The 19,388-nt window shown below is 45.2% G+C and carries 17 protein-coding genes; 12 read left to right on the top strand and 5 right to left on the bottom strand.

Going from position 1 to position 19,388, the window contains the following annotated elements:
* Positions 1 to 1,398 (bottom strand): MFS transporter, encoded by a 1,398-nt coding sequence (locus tag WA407_RS18385; protein WP_235307203.1) that lies wholly within the window; start codon positions 1,396 to 1,398, stop codon positions 1 to 3.
* 152 nt (positions 1,399 to 1,550) lie between these two features.
* Here WA407_RS18385 and WA407_RS18390 point away from each other — a divergent pair, with 152 nt between their 5' ends.
* Entirely contained in the window at positions 1,551 to 4,100 is a 2,550-nt protein-coding gene (locus WA407_RS18390; protein ID WP_235307204.1) for a tetratricopeptide repeat protein, read from the top strand.
* Positions 4,101 to 4,451: 351 nt separating this feature from the next.
* Here WA407_RS18390 and WA407_RS18395 read toward each other — a convergent pair whose 3' ends face one another.
* Positions 4,452 to 4,916 carry an AbrB/MazE/SpoVT family DNA-binding domain-containing protein gene (locus WA407_RS18395; RefSeq protein ID WP_235307205.1) on the bottom strand — a complete coding sequence of 155 codons (465 nt, stop codon included), beginning with the start codon at positions 4,914 to 4,916 and terminating at the stop codon, positions 4,452 to 4,454.
* 387 nt (positions 4,917 to 5,303) lie between these two features.
* Here WA407_RS18395 and WA407_RS18400 point away from each other — a divergent pair, with 387 nt between their 5' ends.
* Both WA407_RS18400 and WA407_RS18405 read left to right on the top strand, forming a co-directional pair.
* On the top strand, positions 5,304 to 5,675 hold the full coding sequence (locus WA407_RS18400) for a MerR family transcriptional regulator (protein ID WP_061831297.1): 372 nt from the start codon (positions 5,304 to 5,306) through the stop codon (positions 5,673 to 5,675).
* Between the two features lie 263 nt (positions 5,676 to 5,938).
* Positions 5,939 to 6,703, top strand: coding sequence for a MerR family transcriptional regulator (locus tag WA407_RS18405; RefSeq protein WP_235307206.1), 765 nt, complete (start codon positions 5,939 to 5,941; stop codon positions 6,701 to 6,703).
* A 65-nt stretch (positions 6,704 to 6,768) separates the two neighbouring features.
* On the opposite strand, the gene WA407_RS18410 is transcribed toward WA407_RS18405, so the two are convergent.
* Positions 6,769 to 7,242 carry a hypothetical protein gene (locus WA407_RS18410; RefSeq protein ID WP_235307207.1) on the bottom strand — a complete coding sequence of 158 codons (474 nt, stop codon included), beginning with the start codon at positions 7,240 to 7,242 and terminating at the stop codon, positions 6,769 to 6,771.
* Positions 7,243 to 7,332: 90 nt separating this feature from the next.
* Positions 7,333 to 7,812, bottom strand: a complete 480-nt coding sequence (locus WA407_RS18415) for a GAF domain-containing protein (RefSeq protein ID WP_254329068.1) — start codon at positions 7,810 to 7,812, stop codon at positions 7,333 to 7,335.
* A 341-nt stretch (positions 7,813 to 8,153) separates the two neighbouring features.
* On the opposite strand from WA407_RS18415, the gene WA407_RS18420 reads away from it, so the two are divergent.
* From WA407_RS18420 to WA407_RS18455, 8 genes are all read left to right on the top strand, one after another.
* Positions 8,154 to 8,447, top strand: a complete 294-nt coding sequence (locus WA407_RS18420) for a hypothetical protein (RefSeq protein ID WP_061831300.1) — start codon at positions 8,154 to 8,156, stop codon at positions 8,445 to 8,447.
* A 165-nt stretch (positions 8,448 to 8,612) separates the two neighbouring features.
* Complete coding sequence (locus WA407_RS18425; protein ID WP_254329069.1) at positions 8,613 to 9,209, top strand: GNAT family N-acetyltransferase; 597 nt, start codon at positions 8,613 to 8,615, stop codon at positions 9,207 to 9,209.
* The gene (locus WA407_RS18430) at positions 9,193 to 9,951 is read left to right on the top strand and encodes an energy-coupling factor transporter transmembrane component T family protein (RefSeq protein WP_254329070.1); all 759 of its coding nucleotides are present in this window, start codon (positions 9,193 to 9,195) and stop codon (positions 9,949 to 9,951) included. Before WA407_RS18425 ends, WA407_RS18430 begins: the two co-directional genes overlap by 17 nt.
* A 156-nt stretch (positions 9,952 to 10,107) precedes the next feature.
* The gene (locus WA407_RS18435) at positions 10,108 to 10,695 is read left to right on the top strand and encodes an ECF transporter S component (protein ID WP_254329071.1); all 588 of its coding nucleotides are present in this window, start codon (positions 10,108 to 10,110) and stop codon (positions 10,693 to 10,695) included.
* 56 nt (positions 10,696 to 10,751) lie between these two features.
* Positions 10,752 to 12,284, top strand: coding sequence for an ABC transporter ATP-binding protein (locus WA407_RS18440; RefSeq protein WP_336077992.1), 1,533 nt, complete (start codon positions 10,752 to 10,754; stop codon positions 12,282 to 12,284).
* A gap of 200 nt (positions 12,285 to 12,484) precedes the next feature.
* A complete protein-coding gene (locus WA407_RS18445; RefSeq protein WP_336077980.1) occupies positions 12,485 to 13,999 on the top strand; it encodes an MDR family MFS transporter in 1,515 nt (504 codons plus the stop codon).
* A gap of 609 nt (positions 14,000 to 14,608) precedes the next feature.
* Positions 14,609 to 16,108, top strand: coding sequence for a glycoside hydrolase family 68 protein (locus WA407_RS18450; protein ID WP_336077981.1), 1,500 nt, complete (start codon positions 14,609 to 14,611; stop codon positions 16,106 to 16,108).
* A 106-nt stretch (positions 16,109 to 16,214) separates the two neighbouring features.
* On the top strand, positions 16,215 to 17,807 hold the full coding sequence (locus tag WA407_RS18455) for a glycoside hydrolase family 32 protein (RefSeq protein WP_336077982.1): 1,593 nt from the start codon (positions 16,215 to 16,217) through the stop codon (positions 17,805 to 17,807).
* 176 nt (positions 17,808 to 17,983) lie between these two features.
* On the opposite strand, the gene WA407_RS18460 is transcribed toward WA407_RS18455, so the two are convergent.
* Positions 17,984 to 18,448 (bottom strand): MarR family winged helix-turn-helix transcriptional regulator, encoded by a 465-nt coding sequence (locus tag WA407_RS18460; protein WP_013369372.1) that lies wholly within the window; start codon positions 18,446 to 18,448, stop codon positions 17,984 to 17,986.
* Positions 18,449 to 18,738: 290 nt separating this feature from the next.
* On the opposite strand from WA407_RS18460, the gene WA407_RS18465 reads away from it, so the two are divergent.
* Positions 18,739 to 19,173, top strand: a complete 435-nt coding sequence (locus WA407_RS18465; protein WP_322162799.1) for a hypothetical protein — start codon at positions 18,739 to 18,741, stop codon at positions 19,171 to 19,173.
* Positions 19,174 to 19,388 lie beyond the last annotated feature (215 nt).

The raw sequence follows: 19,388 nt of genomic DNA on the forward strand, positions 1-19,388 counted from the left end.
TTATAATTGAGATTTTGATTCTTTTTGGTATAAGTCTGATACAATCCGGTTAAAAAGTCTGGAATCGAGCTTGTAAAATAATGCTGCAACGATACCCATAATGCTTAACAATGCAGGAACCAGACAGAGTAGAAGTGCTATTCCAGTGAGTGCCGATGAAGTTTGTACGGCATTCGGAACATATCCTGAAATCTCAAGGATGTAACCAGATAGTGCTCCTGACACCGCAATTGACAGCTTTTGTCCAAAACTGAATATGCCATAGATGAGCCCTTCGGTACGGTACCCTGTCTTCCATTCGGAGTATTCTACAGTATCGGGAAGCGCCCCCCATATCACTGCCGCAGGCATCCCACCTATTAAGCTGCTTAACAGCGTCCAGACAATAACCATAGACAGATTGCTATAATCTGTATAAAACAGGGCAACACCGCAGATCATTGTGCCGGATAGTCCCAGAATGATAGCGTTTTTCTTTTCCAGCCATTTGGTTAGAAGCGGGGCAGCCAGAGTACCAATTAGATTACCGCCAAAGGTAAGCAACATGAATAATGAAAGTAAATCCGTACGGTCCAGGTTGTAATTTACGTAGTAAATAGAAATCGATGAACGGATACCTGCCGCAGCTTGGAATACCAGATAAATAAACGATATCAACAGCAGTGGTTTATTCAGCAGTAAAACCTTAAGGGCTTTCTTAAACGGAAGAGACACGGCTTTCTTGGCCGAAACCCGTTCCCGGGTGCCTGCAAAACAGATCATGTAGAACACTAATGCGAATACAGAATAGATCATCAACGTGTTACGATAGCCGACCTGGTCGTTATGGGGCCAGAAATGTTCGATAATCATCGGCGTCATGACGGAGACAATGATACTGCCTATCATGGAACCAACAATACGGTAAGATGACAGGCTGACACGCTCCAGAGGATTTTGTGTCATCGCTGATGTGAGCGCACCATATGGTGTTCCGATGAAGGACATCATGGCCATAATTGCAATGTACGTGATGTATGCGTATACAATTTTACCGGTCATACTAAATTCAGGTGCAGAGAAACACAATATACCTACGATAGCCATTGGAACCGCACCAAACAAAATGAAAGGTCGCAGCTTTCCCCATCGTGTCTGGGTTCGGTCGATAATAAAGCCCATACCTAGATCTATAAATCCGTCCAGGATTCGTACAAGAAGAAACATTGTTCCTACAATGGCAGCCGGCAGTCTGACAACATCCGTATAAAAGAACAGCATATATGTCAGCACCATCGACCAGTAGAAGTTGATGGCCAGATCGCCGCTTCCGTAAGATAGCTTTTCTAAAATACTCAGCTTATGTGGTTCCTCTGAGTGTACGGTGGTATGCTCCGCTCTTGCCAAAGTGTTATCCATTAGCGATCCTTCCTTTCCAGTTGATTAGAAACCTTGCTTGTTTTCAATTAAATTGTATATAGTTATGGAATTGCTATCTATCTTTTTGAACTGTCCATTTCGTACAGCGCGGCTGTACATTTATTGAGAAAGAAGTAAGGAGTGTGGGAATATTGGCAGAATTGGATAAAAGGGTAGAGTTCGCTGAGTTGCTTGCTGATGGCATTTCAACCCTCAGGGAGCATCCCGAATACCGAACCCGCCGTAAGAAAAGAGAATCGGTTCCCTCAGGTAGATCCTTTTCCGAATCTTATATGGACCGTATTGCAGCCCGCATCGGTGTGTCTTCTAATACTATTAAAAGTTGGATGGGTCAAATGGGCCCTAAATATATTCCCAGCCGAGTGGAAGACGGCAAACTTTTGGGTCTTCTGTGGATCATTATGGAAAAAGAAGTAATGAATACTCGTTGGTTCAACGACCTATTGCTGACCACTTCCATTCCGGTTATTGATCCTCCAACTGCAGATTGGCTGATCTCCTGCTTTCGCAAAGCTAAAGTTTTGCTGGATAACGGATCGTACGGTACTCCGGCAGATCGAGAGATCAAGAATTTGGTTAAGACGTTCTTCACTGATTCGCAATCCATTGAAGCTGAAGAGGAACACTCCTACTTTCTTGAGCACAATCTCCCCGGCCGCTGGACAAGCTCTTTTATTGGGCGCCTGCATGATCTCGAATATATATCTTTATGGCTACGCTCACCTTCCCCCATCTGTCTTCTGACTGGCTGGGGAGGCATGGGTAAAACGACGATTGCGCTTGAAATCGCATATGCTTGTATTGGTGATCCGCATGGCGAAGCCAGCTCCCCAACTTTAGTTTGGCCTGACCTTTCCCATGTTATCTGGGTGAGTGCCGAACTACGAAATTTGACCTTGAACGATTTTTTAGACACCATTGCATATCAGCTAGGCCGCAGCGAATTGCTGGAAAAATTACTGAATGAGAAACGTTTAGTTGTGCGGAACGTACTTGCATCGGCCGCACTACAGAAACCGTTGCTGCTGATAATCGATAGTATAGATATGGCCAATAATGAAATTCATGAATTTGTGGCTACAGTTCCACCCGGCGTGAAAATCCTATTAACTGCACGTGAGAATCACAGCCTGCTACATGCCCTCTCACAGAAAGAAATATACACAATTACACTGAATGGACTTGAGCCCATGGAGGCTCTAACCTACTTTAGAGAGGAAGTAAATTACCAAATACAAATGAGTTATCAGCCTGCCAAGAAAGAGCGCCTTAATAAGCTTCTGACAGATGATGAAGAAGCATTACAGCGGCTCATTATGGCTACGGCAGGCAACCCCAAGGCAATCTCCCTGATTGTCGCTGACCTTGCTGACGATGATATTCAAGTCAGTGAGCTGATTAATGAAATTGCTCGTTCGGGGCACACTCTCTCCTCACTGTTTAGTTTTCTATTCGGTCGAAGTTGGGAGCGCTGTACGGAAGAAGCACGACGGTTATGGCAGACATTCGGATTTTTTAGTGATTCGACCGTTGAAGACAGCTGGGCCAATACGGCGGGACTTAATCAGAAGAACTTTTATGAGGCCCTGCGTTTGCTGAGAAGCTTCTCATTGGTCGAAACGGAGCGAAGCAACGGCCGTCTCCACTATCAGGCACATCAAACAGTCCTCACCTATGGAGAACAACACCTTAACGACAACCCTGAGTTGGAAAAGGAACTTCGGAGGAATTGGAGTTCGTATTACCTTTCTTATCTAGATACTCATCTCAAGAGGGAGCAGCCCACTGAGGTGTATTGGAGTTTTTTATTAGGAAGAGATCTGGCTCCCGTAAAATCCGAGTGGCCAAACATCCTTAAATTGCTCAAGTGGGCAGATAATCATGATTCCAATACTCTAATTCAAATCATGTTAAGAATAACCCATTTTTTAAGTCGGATTAATCTAGAGACACGGACAGAATACTGCATTAAGGCTGCAAAATATGCAAGCTCTGCAGGGAACCCGATGTTGGCAGCTATGTTTTATATTGATGGTGCTGGTTGGTCACTCATTGAGACCGGTGAAAATGAGAATGGACTTCACTACATTGGGGAAGGGATGAATGAATTAGCCATAATGGATCAAAGTAAACCTGACGCTACGGATTTGAAGATTCTTGGTGAGGTATTAAAGGCAAGATGCTACTTAAAAACCGACCAACTGGATGTTGCTCAGGCAATAATTAGGGGAATAACCTTTGAGCCATACTCCCCTATTATTCTTCACCGTCTGCTTTTGGTTAAGGGTGAGATCAGTTCAATGAAGGGCAATTTCGAAGAGGCGACTGCACAGTACGAACAAGCTAATGAGATAAGCCGCACTTATGGCGGGGAGAAGACAATTGAGGCATATTTTAATCTAGGAGTAGCTTATGTAAAGCAGGCACAGTACGAGAAAGCTGAAACAGCCTTTGAGCTTTTGCTATATGATAAAAACCATCCTAATCAAATCGAGTTAATCTATTACCAATACGGAACGGCCCAGCTTCTAGCTGGCAGAGGACTCTATAACCAAGCAGTGATGCTTATCCTGAACGTACTTACAAATATTGAATCCTGGGGCCGTTTAATTGACTTGAAGCAAGAGGTCGATTCTTTCTATAAATATCTAAGAAGTAAACTAAGGGGCGATACCGGTTAACTGCTAAGAATGGATAGAATTACGAATGAAAAGCATTTGGCTTATAGTATTAAAAATGGAAAAGTATAGGGTTGTTTACCGTAGAAAAATGAATAAATAAATGAAATGACCTTCTCAGATTAAAGAAGGTCATTTTTTAATTCAGGAATCATTATTAAATGTAGCACAGCCTTCTGCTTATAGGCGTTATCGCTTGCAAGTCATGAAGTGGTTCTTTATACCTAGTGTGGAATTTTCGCATGGACGTTCATGCGTTTTGTCGGTTAGCTATGATGCTGCGTATCACGGTTCAAAAGTAGCTGCACATGATGAAATCTCTGGTGTATATCTATGTAGGGTATCAAGCTGTAGTTAGAGCATTTTTTTGAGCTGGGATATACGGGCTTGGGAAACCTCAAGTATTTTGGCATATTCGTGCTGTGCTGCATTGGGGTGTTTTTGCATTAATTCTTTTAGACTTTCGATCATCTGTTGTGTCGATCGCCGTAGACGTTTGGACTCTTTATTAGATCGTTGTGAGTTGGATAAAGATGATTTGGCTGGTCTTAGGATAGGGCTGAAATTTATCCCCTTCTTTAAACTTTCAATACATTCCCCGCAAATAAAGCTGTCTCTAAAATAAGTTAACTGTTCTGTTGAACCACACATTTTACACGTCACCCCAGTGTACTTTCGAAAGGCGAGAATACCAGTTTCCTCATCTGCAAAAATCTCAACAGGATCACCCACATTATAATCCATGGAAATTCGCATTTCTTTGGGAATAACGATGCGGCCTAACGCATCTAGGGGACGTGTCATACCTGTACTTTTCAAATGATAACCTCCTTTTTTTATATCCTTATAATACTAAATAGTTATGATAAAAAAGAATAGGCTTAGAGAAGCAATCGCATATATTTAGTAAACTGTTGAAAAGTATACAAGTAATTTCCAAAATATGTTTTGTTATGGAGAGAAACGTGTTGAGGAGATTATAAAGAATTTCCGATATATATTCATAAAGATTATTCTAGACGATTTTTGTTATGAGGCACAAATGCCCACGTTTTATTTTCTATCCGAACTAACGGGTCATAAGAAGGTTGCCTCGCTGCTGCCAGGTAGTAGGAATCTTAATTTTGCACTCTTTACTATGAAAACTTATACTTATCGTTAAAGCTGACTTGAAGAGAAAATAAAAGAACGAGGAGGGGAATAAATATGTACTCCATTAAAGAAGCTCAAATGAAGAGCGGATTGCCCGCATCTACTCTTCGTTACTATGAAAAAGAAGGCATATTACCTGATGTGGGTCGGGATGGAGGTGGAAGAAGGGTATATACCGAAAAACAAATCGATTGGATTAGGTTCCTTATGGCTATGAAAGATACAGGGATGACCATTGAAGAAATTAAGGCATACCTTGAGCTAAATGTAAAAGGAGAAGCCACAATCCAAGAGAGAAGAGACTTCCTTGTAGCCCACAAAAAGAAAGTAGAGGAACATGTGGCACAAACGCAGCACAATTTGGAGAAAATTATTCAAAAGATAGCTTTTTATGATCATGTGGTTATGGGGAAAAGCCTCTCTTAGGTATCGTATGATCTGTAAATAGTGGTAAAGTCAAATCGAATATATGGAGCCCCCGGCATATTTGAGAATACGTGCTGGAGGGCTTTTTTGCATAGATTTCTAAAGATGCAGATTCTAGGTCATAAGTATGGAAAATGGTTGGCAAATGGGCGGTTCACAACGCGCTTACAGGGTAAAAGTGTAGTACCAAGGTGGGCGAGTGGGGGCGTTGACTCTCACGCCACGTGAGACTGTAGACTGTCAAGCAAGGGAGGTGAAGCGGAATGGCTTATACGGTGAAGGAAGTATCTAATCTGTCGGGAATCAGCGTACGAACATTGCATTATTATGATGAAATCGGATTGCTGAAACCGCATCATATTGGAAATAATGGATATCGCTATTACGAACAGGAACAACTGTTGAGGCTTCAGCAAATCATGATGTACAGGGAACTGGATTTGCCTTTATCTGAAATTGGAAATGTGCTGGAGCAAACCAAGGAACAAAAGGCCGAGGTTTTGCAGGAGCATCGAGCCAAGGTCGAGGCCAAAGTCTTCCGCTTGCATACTCTCCTACAGACCATCGACGAAACGGTGGCTCATTTGAAAGGGGAACAAGCAATGAAACCAGAGCACATGTACCAAGGTTTTAATCCGGAAAAGCAGGAAATGTATGAACATGATTTGACAGACCGTTATGGTCAAGAGGCTCAGGAAACAATTCAGGAGAGCAAGACGGCGACGAAGAACTGGAGCAAAGAGGATTATTTGGATTCGCAGGCAGAGGCTGACCAGATTCATCGGCGGCTGGCAGAAGCCATGAATAAAGGATTGAAGCATAACAGTGAAGAAGTACAGGCGCTAATCCGCCGTCATCTTCAATGGGTAAGCCGATTCTATACCCCTACAGCAGAAATTTATAGCGGGCTGGGAGACTTGTATGTAGAGCATGAGGATTTCAATAAAATGTATGAAGGCTATCGCCCCGGACTGGCTGAGTATTTGCGAGACGGGATGAAGGTTTTAGCCGAACGGGAATTAAATTAACAAAGGGGTGAACAACAAGCCAATTCCGATGGCCTGCTGTTCACCCTTTTTTTGTGAAAAGTAGCTTACATGCTGCTTTGTGCTGTTCTCATGCCTTGCTGACTGTTGTTTCCGTAATGTTGCATGCCACTGCTTGCGAAATGTTGTCCAGTCGTTCCCATATGTTGCGGAAAGCTGTTATTCATGTGGCTTCCTGTATTAAAGGAGGTTGGTTGCATACTGCGGGAAGCAAAGCTATCGCCAAATCCAGGCTGAGTCATTTGATTGCTGGAACGGATGGAGTTTTCCAACTGACTACACAGTTGAATCACTTGCTGGTATTGCTGCATAGCCTGCTGGTGATGCTGAATTGCAGTTTGGATCATTTGAGCTGCGCTTCGTTCACGTTGCACCAGGCTTTCAAGACTGGATGCATTTTGTTGTTCCTGTTGCAGCAACTGCTGATACATCGCAGTTCCTTGCTGTGTTTGTTGTACCAATTGTTGCATGATTTGTTCACATTGATGAAGTTGTTGTTGTGGAGCCATGTTGTTGTACATGAATCATCAATCTCCTTCGCCGGATAGTTTTGGGTTTCAGACCCTCCTATATTGTGGCGAAGGAAGACGATATATATGCGCTATTTTTGGTTATAGGCTGGCTACCAGAATAGCCGTAAATTCCTCTAGGAATACACGATCTTCGTGATCAAAGCGGCCTTTTAGTGGGCTGTCAATGTCCAGCACTCCAATCAGTTCCCCATTCTTGACAAGGGGAATAACGATTTCACTATTGGAAGCAGCGTCACAGGCAATATGTCCTGGAAACGCATGTACATCATCTATAACAAGCGTCCGTTGTTCTGCGGCTGCGGTACCGCATACGCCACGTCCTAATGGAATCCGTATACATGCAGGTAAGCCCTGGAAAGGACCAAGTACAAGCTCATTGCCGTCATAAAGATAGAAACCGCTCCAATTAATATCAGGAAGGAAATGACCAAGTAATGCTGATGCATTTGCCAGATTGGCAATGGTATTGGATTCATCATGAATAAGTGCCCGGAGTTGTCCGAGAACCGATTCGAATTGTTCATGACGTGTGCCTTCGTAAGGAATAGCTTGAAACATGTAGGGTTCACGCTCCTAACATTAAATTTTTACATTAAGTGTTGTATATATCTTAAAAAATAGGTAATTATCCAATTCGCTTTTACCATTGGTTAATTAATTCAAGATATAACGATTGTATATATTCAGTCAAGTGGAAAATCACTCTGTAACCTTTTCGTACACTCCGTACTCTACCCTCTGTACAGAATCATTTTGGGAAGGGGGAAAGCTATACGTTTTAGCAGGGCAAACAATATAGAAAGCAATTCAGCGAGGGTTGCCCTCATCTGTTTCCAGCTTATCCTCTATGGGTAAAAACAGTGTAACATGGTGGCCTAGGCCAGGGAGGAGTTACAATTATGCATGCAGATGTTCAGAACTTGTTTATCCGTATACAGATGCTTTCTTATGCACATCAGAACGATCTCACGGTAAGAGATATTCAACCTGTGTTGGAAGAGCGCGGTTACCGTGTAGGAGAACGTGAGGTCAAGCAGGAGCTTGAAAACCTGACGCAGGAAAACTTTCTGACACCGCATGATGATATGTTCAGCATTACCGGCGCAGGGATCGATGAATTACAGGAAATTCAGTCGATGCTGGGCGTACTGTACAAGGATGTTGTGAAGAAACCGACTCGCACCACAGTTTAATCTCTTATAATATAGAAGATGCCCTTCTAATTCCTCATCCTAGGAATAGGAGGGCTATTTATATATATAAGCTTCGCAGCTTTAAATAAGGTTGTGTTTGTTGAAGGTGTATGCTTAAATGTAGCGTATATTTATGTCATTTTAATGCTGGAAGGATGATTGAACATGTGTGCATATGCATGTGAGGGGCATATACCACTGCTTGAAAGTGCGCGTCTTCGGCTGCGAAGGATGGAAAGCGGGGATGCGGCTACAATGTTCGCTTGCTGGTCTGACCCGGAGGTTCACCGTTATATGAACCTTTCAGGTATGTCTGGACGTGAGGACGCAGAGGATATGATTGAGCTGTTGAATGAGTTGGCGAAGACGGAGGATGCGCTGCGCTGGGGAATAGAGCTGAAGGAAAACGGGAAGTTGATTGGAAGCTGTGGTTTTAATTATTGGCAGACGGAGGGAGCTTATAAAGCCGAGATTGGTTATGAAATAGCCAAGCCTTATTGGCGGCAGGGTTACATGACCGAGGCGCTACACTTGGTGCTGTCATTCGGGTATAACACGATTCGGTTGAATCGGATCGAAGCGCTGGTGGACCCGCGCAATACAGGCTCGCAAGCCCTGCTGTCCTCGATGTCCTGGACACAGGAAGGACTGTTGCGGCAGGTACAGCATACATCTACAGGTTTTAAGGATATGCTAATGTATTCTTTATTGCATGAAGAATGGCTCAGACTGGAGGCACAACGAAATGCTGTTTCAGTATAACGGCGGTTCGTCGCCGCTGCACAGGTTAGGGCCGTTAAGTAAGCTAATATGGGTGGGATGCTTTAGCCTCCTGTCGATGGCTTGGGATTCGACGCTGCGGGAAGCAGCACTCTTGGCTGTACTGATTGCTGTGGCTGGCTTGGGCGCACGTTTGCCATTAGCACGCCAACTTCGGGCTATGTCGTTCCTGATTGGTTTAGGTATTCCGTATTTTATATTGTCTATCCTAGCGATTCGAGAAGGACATACCGTGGCTGCATGGGGACCCATTGTCATTACAGCAGAGGGGCTGGACATCGCAGGGGCGTTAACGTTGCGGATTTTTGTGTTGTTTTTGGCATCTTATATCTATCTCTCGACGACCGATCCCCGAGATTTTGTGCAGGCATTGAATCTGCGCTTGCGTGTTCCTTATCGGTTTGCGTTCGGTATTTCGGTGGCACTGACGTTTCTCCCCTTATTGGAAGAAGAAGGGAGGACAATTATGGCAGCACGGCGTGTTCGTGGACAGGAACCACCACGAGGGTGGAGCAATCGGTTATCATGGTGGAGCGGGTATGCGGCTGCCGTGTTGGTGAATGCTGTAAGACGGGTTCAGCAGACGGCGCTGGCTATGGAGGGCAAAGGTTTCGGTGCTTATGCAGAACGGACATATCTTCGTACACTGAACAATGGGCGTTTAGGCAACTTATGTGCGGTGACTGCTGTATTAGCTACAGCTGTTTTATGGTGGAGCTTATAAAGTGAAGTCTCTTATTTTTGGCCTTATTGTCAACCTATTAAATATAATTGGGTTGACAATAAGGCCGCAGATGAATACATTTATACAGTAGCAGCTTGTACAAGGATCAGAGCTGTAATCTTATAGATTAGATAGGGAGAGGAGCAAGAAATACATATGAAGGAATCTCGTATGTTTGCAAAGTTTACAACGCTGGATATCGTACTCATGGCGATGCTGGCCACGTTGAACGGCGTCATGACTGTGTATTTGTCGCTCATTAACAAAACATTAAACAGTCTGGGAGGGCCTATCGCAACTTCCGCTATTGTCGGGCTGTACATGATATACGGCTTATTGGCTTATTATATTATTCGTAAGCCGGGTACGGCGGTTATTGCTTATGCATTTGGCGCGGTGGTGCAATCCTTTATGGGCTCTGCCTATGGAATTGCTTCTATTATCGCGGCGGCTGTCTGCTATATGATTGCGGCTGAGTTGGTATTTGCCTTGTTGCGGTATCGACGCTGGAACGCAGTTTCGCTGATGCTAGTGGGTGGGGCTATGGTTCCGCTGTGGTTTATTGTCGCAGCCAATATGTTTGGCTATATGCATTGGGGCTGGAAGGTGCTGACGATTGCACTGGTCGTTCGTATCCTGAGCGGCATTGTCCTGTGCGGTCTGCTGACGAAAGTGTTGGGTGATGCTTTAAATCGTACGGGACTGTTAAAACGTTTTAAACTGGGACACGCTTCACGTGCATAGCCGTGGCTATACATGTGGTTATATCTTCAACGATGGGGATCGAGGATATTTCAGTTATGAATGAACATAGCGATTATAACTCTAGCAGTAAAATAGCCGTATCCTTGAAGAATTTTGGCTATCGGTATGATGACCAGGTGGAGCCAGCTTTACATGGTCTGACACTGGACATTGCGGTGGGCGAGCATGTAGCCATTGTCGGAGCCAGCGGAAGTGGAAAGTCTACGCTATGTCAGCTACTTCATGGCGGGTTGTCCCGTTCCGGTGAAGGCGAACGGACGGGGGAGCTGACCGTGTACGGGATGGACCCCGGTACCGCTGATTTGGCTACTGTCGCCACCACTGTCGGCGTCGTGCTTCAGGACCCGGATGCCCAGCTGGTGCAGGGAATCGTCGAAGACGAGATTGCTTTTGGGCCGGAGAACCTGCGCGTGCCTCCGGCAGAAATAGCGCAGCGCATTGCTGCTGCGCTGGAGGCCGTCGGCCTAGCTCCTGAGCGCGACTCCTTCGTGCGGCGCCTCTCGGGAGGACAGCGCCAACGCACCGCGATTGCAGCGGTACTGGCGTTGGAAGCGCCGCTGGTCGTGTTCGACGACGCAGCTGCGCAGTTGGACCCGCCGGCTGTACGCGACTTTGCCCTGCTATGTCGGCGGCTCCATGCCGAAGGCCGGACGGTGGTTACCGCGTCCGGCCGCATAGACGATGGCGCGCGGGCAGCACAGCGCGTCATCGTCTTGAAGGGCGGGACCGTGCAGCTGCAGGGTCCGCCCGAAACGCTGCTGCGCGAACATGGTGCGCAGCTGGCCGCCTTGGGGCTGCTCCCCTCTCCCGCAGGGAGGGGGGACATGCCGCGTGAGCCGGGGGGGAATCCCGGCTCAGCAGCGGACCGCACTGGGCAGCCGTTGCTGGAGGTGAAGGGATTGCCCTTCACCTACCCCGGTAACCAGCGCCCGGCGCTCAAGGGCGTGAGTCTTGCCCTTGCGCCTGGCGAACGAGCCGTGCTGCTGGGTGAGAACGGCTCGGGTAAAACCACGCTCGGCAAGCTGCTCATGGGTCTACTCCCAGCACCGAAGGGATGCATGTGGTGGGAGGGCCAGGATATGGCGAAGCTACCCATTCACCGACTGGCTGCCGGGATTGGTTATGTATTCCAGCAACCAGAGCATCAGTTTGCAGCTGCAACGGTGTGGGAGGAATGCTTGTACAGCGTGCGCGCCAAGCTTGGTTTACGGACCGGGGAGCCGGTTCCCGTCGCATATGTGGAACGGGCGCAGCGCTTACTGGCAGCCGCCAGGCTGGGCCACAGGCTAGAGGTTTCGCCATACCTGTTAAGTGGAGGCGAAAAAAGGCTTTTGAGCGTTGCGGCACAGTTTATCCTACCCAAAAAGCTTTACATTTTGGATGAGCCAACTGCGGGAACGGATTACGAAGGGGCAAACATCCTGCTCCGTATGTGCACAGAGCAGTCTGCTGAAGGCGCGGCTTTTCTGATCATTACCCACGATTTGCAGATTGCTGAACGCTTTGCCAGCCATGTTCTTCGTATGGAAGAGGGGTATCTCTATAAAACGGAAGATAGCGGGAGTTAACATACGATTACAGTTGACAAAAATTAAGGATATGTAGACAATAATATATATACATCGTACAAAACAGGCGGCCTATATAGGCCGCCTGTTTACGATTATGCGGTGCGGGTAATAATCCATTCTGGAAAGGCAAACCGCACAGATACAACACAGTTTTTATAAGGGAAGGATTTGTGATTTGCTTGGGAAACGATAAACCCATGAAGCGCGGACTCGTGCTGACAGGTGTTCTATTGGCCACTTTTCTGGCCGCAATTGAAGGAACGGTTATCGGTCCAGCGGGACCGACGATTGTTAGCGAGCTGGGTAGCGTGAGTTTGCTCAGTTGGATTTTCACGGCATATTTGCTGACGATGGCTGTGACCACGCCCATTTTCGGCAAGCTTAGCGATTTGTTTGGCCGAAAACCCATTTTTTTAATCGGCTGTTCGTTGTTTGTACTTGGCTCGTTGCTTTGTATGATGGCTGGTAGTATGGAGCAGCTTATTATCTACCGGGCTATACAAGGGATTGGTGCGGGTGGTGTCATCCCCGTTACCTTTACCATCATCGGTGATATATACAAAATGGAGGAACGCGGCAAAGTCCAAGGCATGGTCAGCTCCGTATGGGGAATTTCTTCCCTGATTGGGCCTCTCTTGGGCGGTTATGTGGTTACCTATTTTGGCTGGGAGTGGATTTTCGGCTTTAACGTCCCCTTTGGATTGCTGGCTATGTTCTTCATCGCCCGTTACTTGCGTGAACAGGTAAGCAAGCGTACCGCACGTATTGACGTGCCAGGTGCGGTTACCTTTACCATCGGGATGACGGCTCTCTTGCTCGTATTGGCACTGGGTGGGCAGTATATCGGCTGGGCTTCTCCTGAATTGCTGGCCTTGGCTGCCGTAGCCATTTTGTTCCTGATTCTGTTTTTGGTTATTGAAAAACGCGCTCAGGAACCGATGGTGCCACTAAAGCTATTTCGGATACGGGATATTGCTTTTTCCTGTGCCGCAGCCCTGTTAGTCAGCACTCTATTGATCGGACTGACTAGCTATCTTCCACTATGGATTCAAGGTATACACGGTGGAGATGCCGCTTCATCTGGTCTCGCATTGGCTCCAATGTCCGTAGGTTGGCTATTTGGCTCCATGATCGGAGGACGCATTTTGCTGACGCTGGGCTCGCGTCGAACCTCTTTGATCGGGCTGACCCTGATTGTATTGGGTGCCTTCGTCATGACCTTGATGGGCCAAACGGCTCCGATCTGGCTGCTGTTCCTGTCTACATTATTGTATGGACTGGGATTCGGCTTCTCGATAACTGTGTTCACGATTATTGCCCAGTCCTCGGTCGGGTTCCAGCTGCGTGGCGCCTCTACAGCTTTGAATACATTCCTGCGCACGTTGGGGCAAACGATTGGGGTTGCAGCCTTCGGTTCATGGCTGAACTATCGCATCGCAGCCCAGACAGCCGATGGACAGCTAACTCAGCAAGGGATTACGCAGGAGGATATTAATGGTCTGCTGGCCCCGCATGCTTCACAAACTCTAAGTGACAAGGTTGCCGGATTACTTCGTTCTGTACTGGAAAACAGTCTGCATTCCCTGTTCGTTATCATGGTCGTTATTGCAGTTATTAGCTGGTTTGTCGTCCTCGGATTGCGGAACCGTCCGCCGGGTACGGAAGAAGAGGCAGATCAGCGCGTAAAGACACCACAAAGAGAACACGCATAAAAAATAATATACATCTTTCAGGATAAAGAGACAGTCCGGTACACCAAATAAGGGTCCGGGCTGTCTCTTTATGCAATGGTCTCTCCTCCTACTGATTCAGCAAAATAGCCACCTCGTATAGGACCGATAAATTCCCAAGTATACAAAAAGGAGATAAAAACCCCCTAGAGTTGCTATATATTCATAGAGTATAGGTAACAAAATGGTAAAAAAGTCTTAAGAAATTGTAACAAAAAATGTGTTTCTGAATTGAGCTGTAGGGTACTAAGGAACCATTTTTATGAACCCGCTTACAAATCGGGCTTTGTATGATTTATTTTAGAACGATTTTGCATGTAAATGAAGCAACCAACCTAGCAAAATGGGGCACGGAAAAAAATCAAGTAGCAAATATTTCTAAATGTAATAGGAATGAAAAAAAAGGAATTTTCAGAAAATTACTAGGAAAATATGAGGATGAAATTCATAGAGGAACCTGTTTTCTTACCTCACATAATAGGGCTTTTCAGTCTATATCAATCGTTTGACATACCATATAAAATGGCCCTACCAACCAAAAAGTTGGGTTTCAAATCTAGAAGCATAATTAGATTAAGGGAGATGGAGTACTTGAAGTTTAACAAATGGTTCAGTAAAGCAGCCACTGCAACAGTAGCAACTACCTTGCTGTTAGGAGGCGGCGTTCAGGCTTTTGCTGAGGAAAATGATGCATCTGATCTCAAAAATGACAATGCTTTTACGCAAATTACGCGTAATGACATGCTGAATATTTTCAAACAGCAAGGCAAAGAGAAATATGAGGTTCCGTCCTTCGATGCGTCTACAATTAAGAATATTCCTTCTGCTATGGGTCGCGACAGCTCAGGCAAGCTGATTGATTTCGATGTCTGGGACTCTTGGCCGTTACAAAATGCTGATGGCACAGTAGCCAATTACAAGGGGTACAATATCGTTTTTGGACTGGCAGGCGATCCTAAAAGAGGCGAGGATACATTCATATACCTGTTCTATCAAAAAGCGGGCAATACTTCACTGAGCGGCTGGAAAAACGCTGGCAGAGTATTTAAAGACAATGATAAACTGCTTGCCAACGATCCGATTCTAAAAAATCAGTCAGAAGAATGGTCAGGTTCAGCTACCTTAACCTCTGATGGACAAGTACGTTTATTCTATACCAGCAGACAGCCGTATGATCCGAATAACAAATTATACGGCAAGCAAACCTTGAGCACGGCTCAAATTAATGTCTCTCAGCCTGATGATAAGACACTGAAAGTAGATGGAGTCGAGGATTTGAAATCGATCTATGACGGTGGAGATGGGAAAATCTATCAAAATGTACAGCAAAGCGTCGGAGTGGATATGGATAATCATACCTTTAGAGACCCTCACTATGTCGAGGATCAAGGCCACAAATATATTATATTTGAAGCCAACACAGGGACAGAAACAGGCTATCAGGGCGAAGATTCGATTCAAAACCCAGCTTATTATGGCGGCAATAAGAAATTCTTCACGGAAGAGCAACAAAACCTGCTGCAAAGTCCTAAGAAAAAGGGAGCTGAGCTGGCGAACGGCGCACTGGGTATCGTTGAATTGAATGATGATTATACGTTGAAAAATGTAATGCCTCCTTTGATTGCATCCAATCTGGTAACAGATGAAATTGAACGGGCGAATGTGTTTAAAATGAACGGTTTGTGGTATTTATTTACGAGTACAAGAGGTTCCAAGGTGACTGTAGATGCGATCGGTGACGATGATATTTACATGCTGGGTTATGTTTCTACTTCCTTGACAGGGCCTTATAAACCGTTGAATGGAACCGGTCTCGTTCTTCATCAGGATCTGGATCGTGATGATATTACCTGGACGTATGCCCATTTTGCTATCCCGCAAGGCAAAGGTAATAACGTAGTTGTGTCGAGTTATATGACCAATCGAGGGCTTTTCCCGGATCACAAATCTACTTTCGCGCCAAGCTTCCTGCTGAATATTAAAGGTTCGAAAACCTCTGTTGTGAAAAACGGTATTCTGGAACAAGGGCAAATCACGATTGATCCAGAAAAGGACAAAAAAGAACCCCAAAATGAGTATGGCAAGAAATAAGTAGGTATAAGCAGTATGTCCGAAGGCGGCAGCTTGGTAGCAACCCGATCTGTCGTCCATCGGACGATACATAACGATGCAATGAGAGGTAAGGAGGATCGTCATAATGAGAAAAAAAGCTCCCAAGAATATTTGGATACGATCCGTTGTAATCATCACAGGCTTAACTATATTTATAGCTATGGGTTGGAGTATGTACCAACAGGATACAGCCGAACCCCCAAAATCTGCTGCAACTCCAAAAAATCAAGCGAATCAAAGTAAGCAAACAACACCGACCTACCGGTCAGCCTATCATTTTACCGTTCCGGATAAGTGGAAGAATGATCCGCAACGGCCCATTTATTTTGATGGAAAATACCATTATTACTATTTATATAATCGTGATTATCCCAAAAAGAACGGTACAGAATGGCGACATGCCACATCCACCGATCTGGTTCATTGGAAAGATGAAGGGGTGGCGATTCCCAAATATACGAACCCGAATGGAGATCCTTGGTCCGGTTCGGTCGTGATCGATGATAATAATACCGCAGGTTTTGGAAAAGGCACGCTGGTAGCCATTGTGACACAGCCCTCCGCAGATGGCGGAAAGCAGGAACAATTTTTGTGGTACAGTAAGGACAAAGGTAAGACGTTTACTTCTTACCGCAACAAGCCTGTGATGTCCAACCCCGGTACAAAGGACTTCAGAGATCCCAAAATCATCCGAGATCCTCAACGTAATCAATGGGTGATGGTCATGGCAGAGGGAACGAAGATTGGCTTTTATGAGTCTGATAATTTAAAGAATTGGCGGTATACGAGCGGCTTTCAAACAGAAAATATTGGGCTTGTGGAATGTCCTGACCTTTACCGGATGCGTGCGGATAATGGAACCTATCAATGGGTTCTGGGTGTGAGCGCCAATAGCAAATCAACAGGCGGACCCAACACGTATGCCTACTGGACGGGAGATTTTAATGGAGAAGCATTTCTCCCTAATCACAGTGAACCTGAGTGGCTGGATTATGGGTTTGACTGGTATGGTGCAGTTACGTTCGAGGAAGGAAAAGGCAAAGATAAATATAGTAACCGTTATGCTCTGGCCTGGATGAATAATTGGGATTATGCCAATAACACGCCTACCCTAAAGGAAGGCTTTAATGGAATGGATTCGATTGTTCGCCAAATTCGGCTGAAACATACGGAAGATGTTGGATATCGTTTGGTTTCACAGCCGGTACCCAATTTGGAGCGATTCCAAACATCCAAAAAATCATTAGGAACAATTAAAGTAGAGGGTGCTCACCGGCTTCCGGTTTCAGGCGATGCCTATCAGTTAGAGGCGGATGTATCTTGGTCTACGATTAAAAATGTAGGATTGAGGCTTCGAGAGTCGACGGATGGCAAGCGTCATGTCGATGTGGGTGTCTCAGTGGACGGTCAATACTCCTACGTAAATAGAGCCAACACCGGGCAGCCGGATCAGAGTGGAAAATATGTGGAGAGCAAGGCGCCTTTTGATGCTAATAAGAAAAAGGTCCACCTGAACATTCTCGTCGATAAAACCAGCATTGAAGTGTTTGTAGATGGTGGAGAAGTAGCTTATTCCTCTTTAATATTCCCACGATTAGAGGATCAGAAAATTACTCTTTTTTCCGATGGCGGTCCGGCAGTGTTTAACAATGTAGTGATCAAGCATTTTAGCCGATAGCAGGTACTTATGCTGTTCGTAAGCTTAGGCATATTTCGCTCTATCCAGGTATATAAAAAGTCCACCCATGAATATTAGGGTGGACTTTTCTGTGTAAATCTAAATTTTCGTTTTAGCACAGCTATAAGATTGTTCGTTTATTCACAAACGATTAGTTGCTAAAATTACTATTCATTCTATTTGTGATAAGGTGACAAGTTATCAGCGCTACGGCCCAATTTTTTGAGCAAGCCGATGAGTTGATCTCTTTCGGTTTCACTAATTCCGCTAAAGGCACGTTCAATCTGACGTGTATAATCAGGATAAATTTCGTCCATGACACGTTGTCCTTCGTCCGTCAATTCTGCATATATAATCCGACGATCTTGGTCGCACGGGTGACGGTGCAAATAACCGCGGCTTTCCAGTTTGTCGATAACATAAGTGACATTTCCGCTTTGCAGAAGCAGCTTTGCTCCAATTTGTTGGATTGGCTGCGCGCCTTTGTGATATAAAACTTCCATCACGGCGAAGGCCGTTGGGTTAAAGCCCACCGTTTTGATGCCAGCAACCGCATGTTCGTTTACACTTTTGAATGACTTGGCAAACACGCTATACAAATGCATGGATTGCTGTGTCACCAATGTTCGGTAATCTATCATCTTCATTCCGCCTTTATGTATGGATTTGGGCATCCTTTGACCGCTCGGCTCGGATGACCGGGCAACCATACCCTTGTTACTAGCATAAAGGGATTTACGTAGCGAAAACATGCGATTTGTCACAGTAGCTGCTTTTTTAACTATTTAATTTCAAAGCTTTAAAGTAAATTTTTGAAAAATAAAGGTTTTGAATGTAAAAATACTGTTCCGGTTGGTTATATTAAAAATAACATACCTAGTTTGATGAACCCCAATTAACCAAATAAGTTACTTCAGAGGAGATGAAACACATGGATACAGGTTCTTTCCGTTTTCAATTTCGTGATCCGCAGCAAGCCGCCCAAGCCTGTGAAACATTAAAGGAAATTGGATACTCCGCCAGCACAAATGGTGACACAGGTCTCAGTGTTCATATTGAGAACCAGGATGTGCTGTCTGCATTGGAAATTTGCCAAGCCTATGAAGGAAGCATGATTGAGGTAGGGACTCTTTTCTCTAAACCGGATCAATATCCCGGTTTGCAAGGAAATATAGGTGTACAACATCCAGGTTATAGCCCGGAAGATTGGATTATCCCGGCACACACGATCAACGAAGACTGGAGCGAAGCGTATAAAAATGGCTCCTCTCAAACGTACACTAATACGATGGAGGAGCACAACGTCAGCTCTGATCAACAACCTGAAGACGATGTGGATGGATTTTCTGGAAGCATCCATATCTGATTTTGTCCTAAAAGTCATGATTAGAATTTGAGTCCTCACTGTTCAACTCATATTAGGATAAAGCTCCTATAAGACCATTAATTATTATGGAACTGACCCCATAACGTGAGACAAATCAAAACACCTTCAAGAGAATCAAGCCATGTCGTAAGATATGGAGATAACCTTGGAGGTGTTTTTACGTTGGCAACGAGAGTTAGCTATCCAGTAGAAGT

Source organism: Paenibacillus sp. 203 (assembly GCF_037027525.1).
Classification (GTDB): Bacteria; Bacillota; Bacilli; order Paenibacillales; family Paenibacillaceae; genus Paenibacillus; species Paenibacillus polymyxa_B.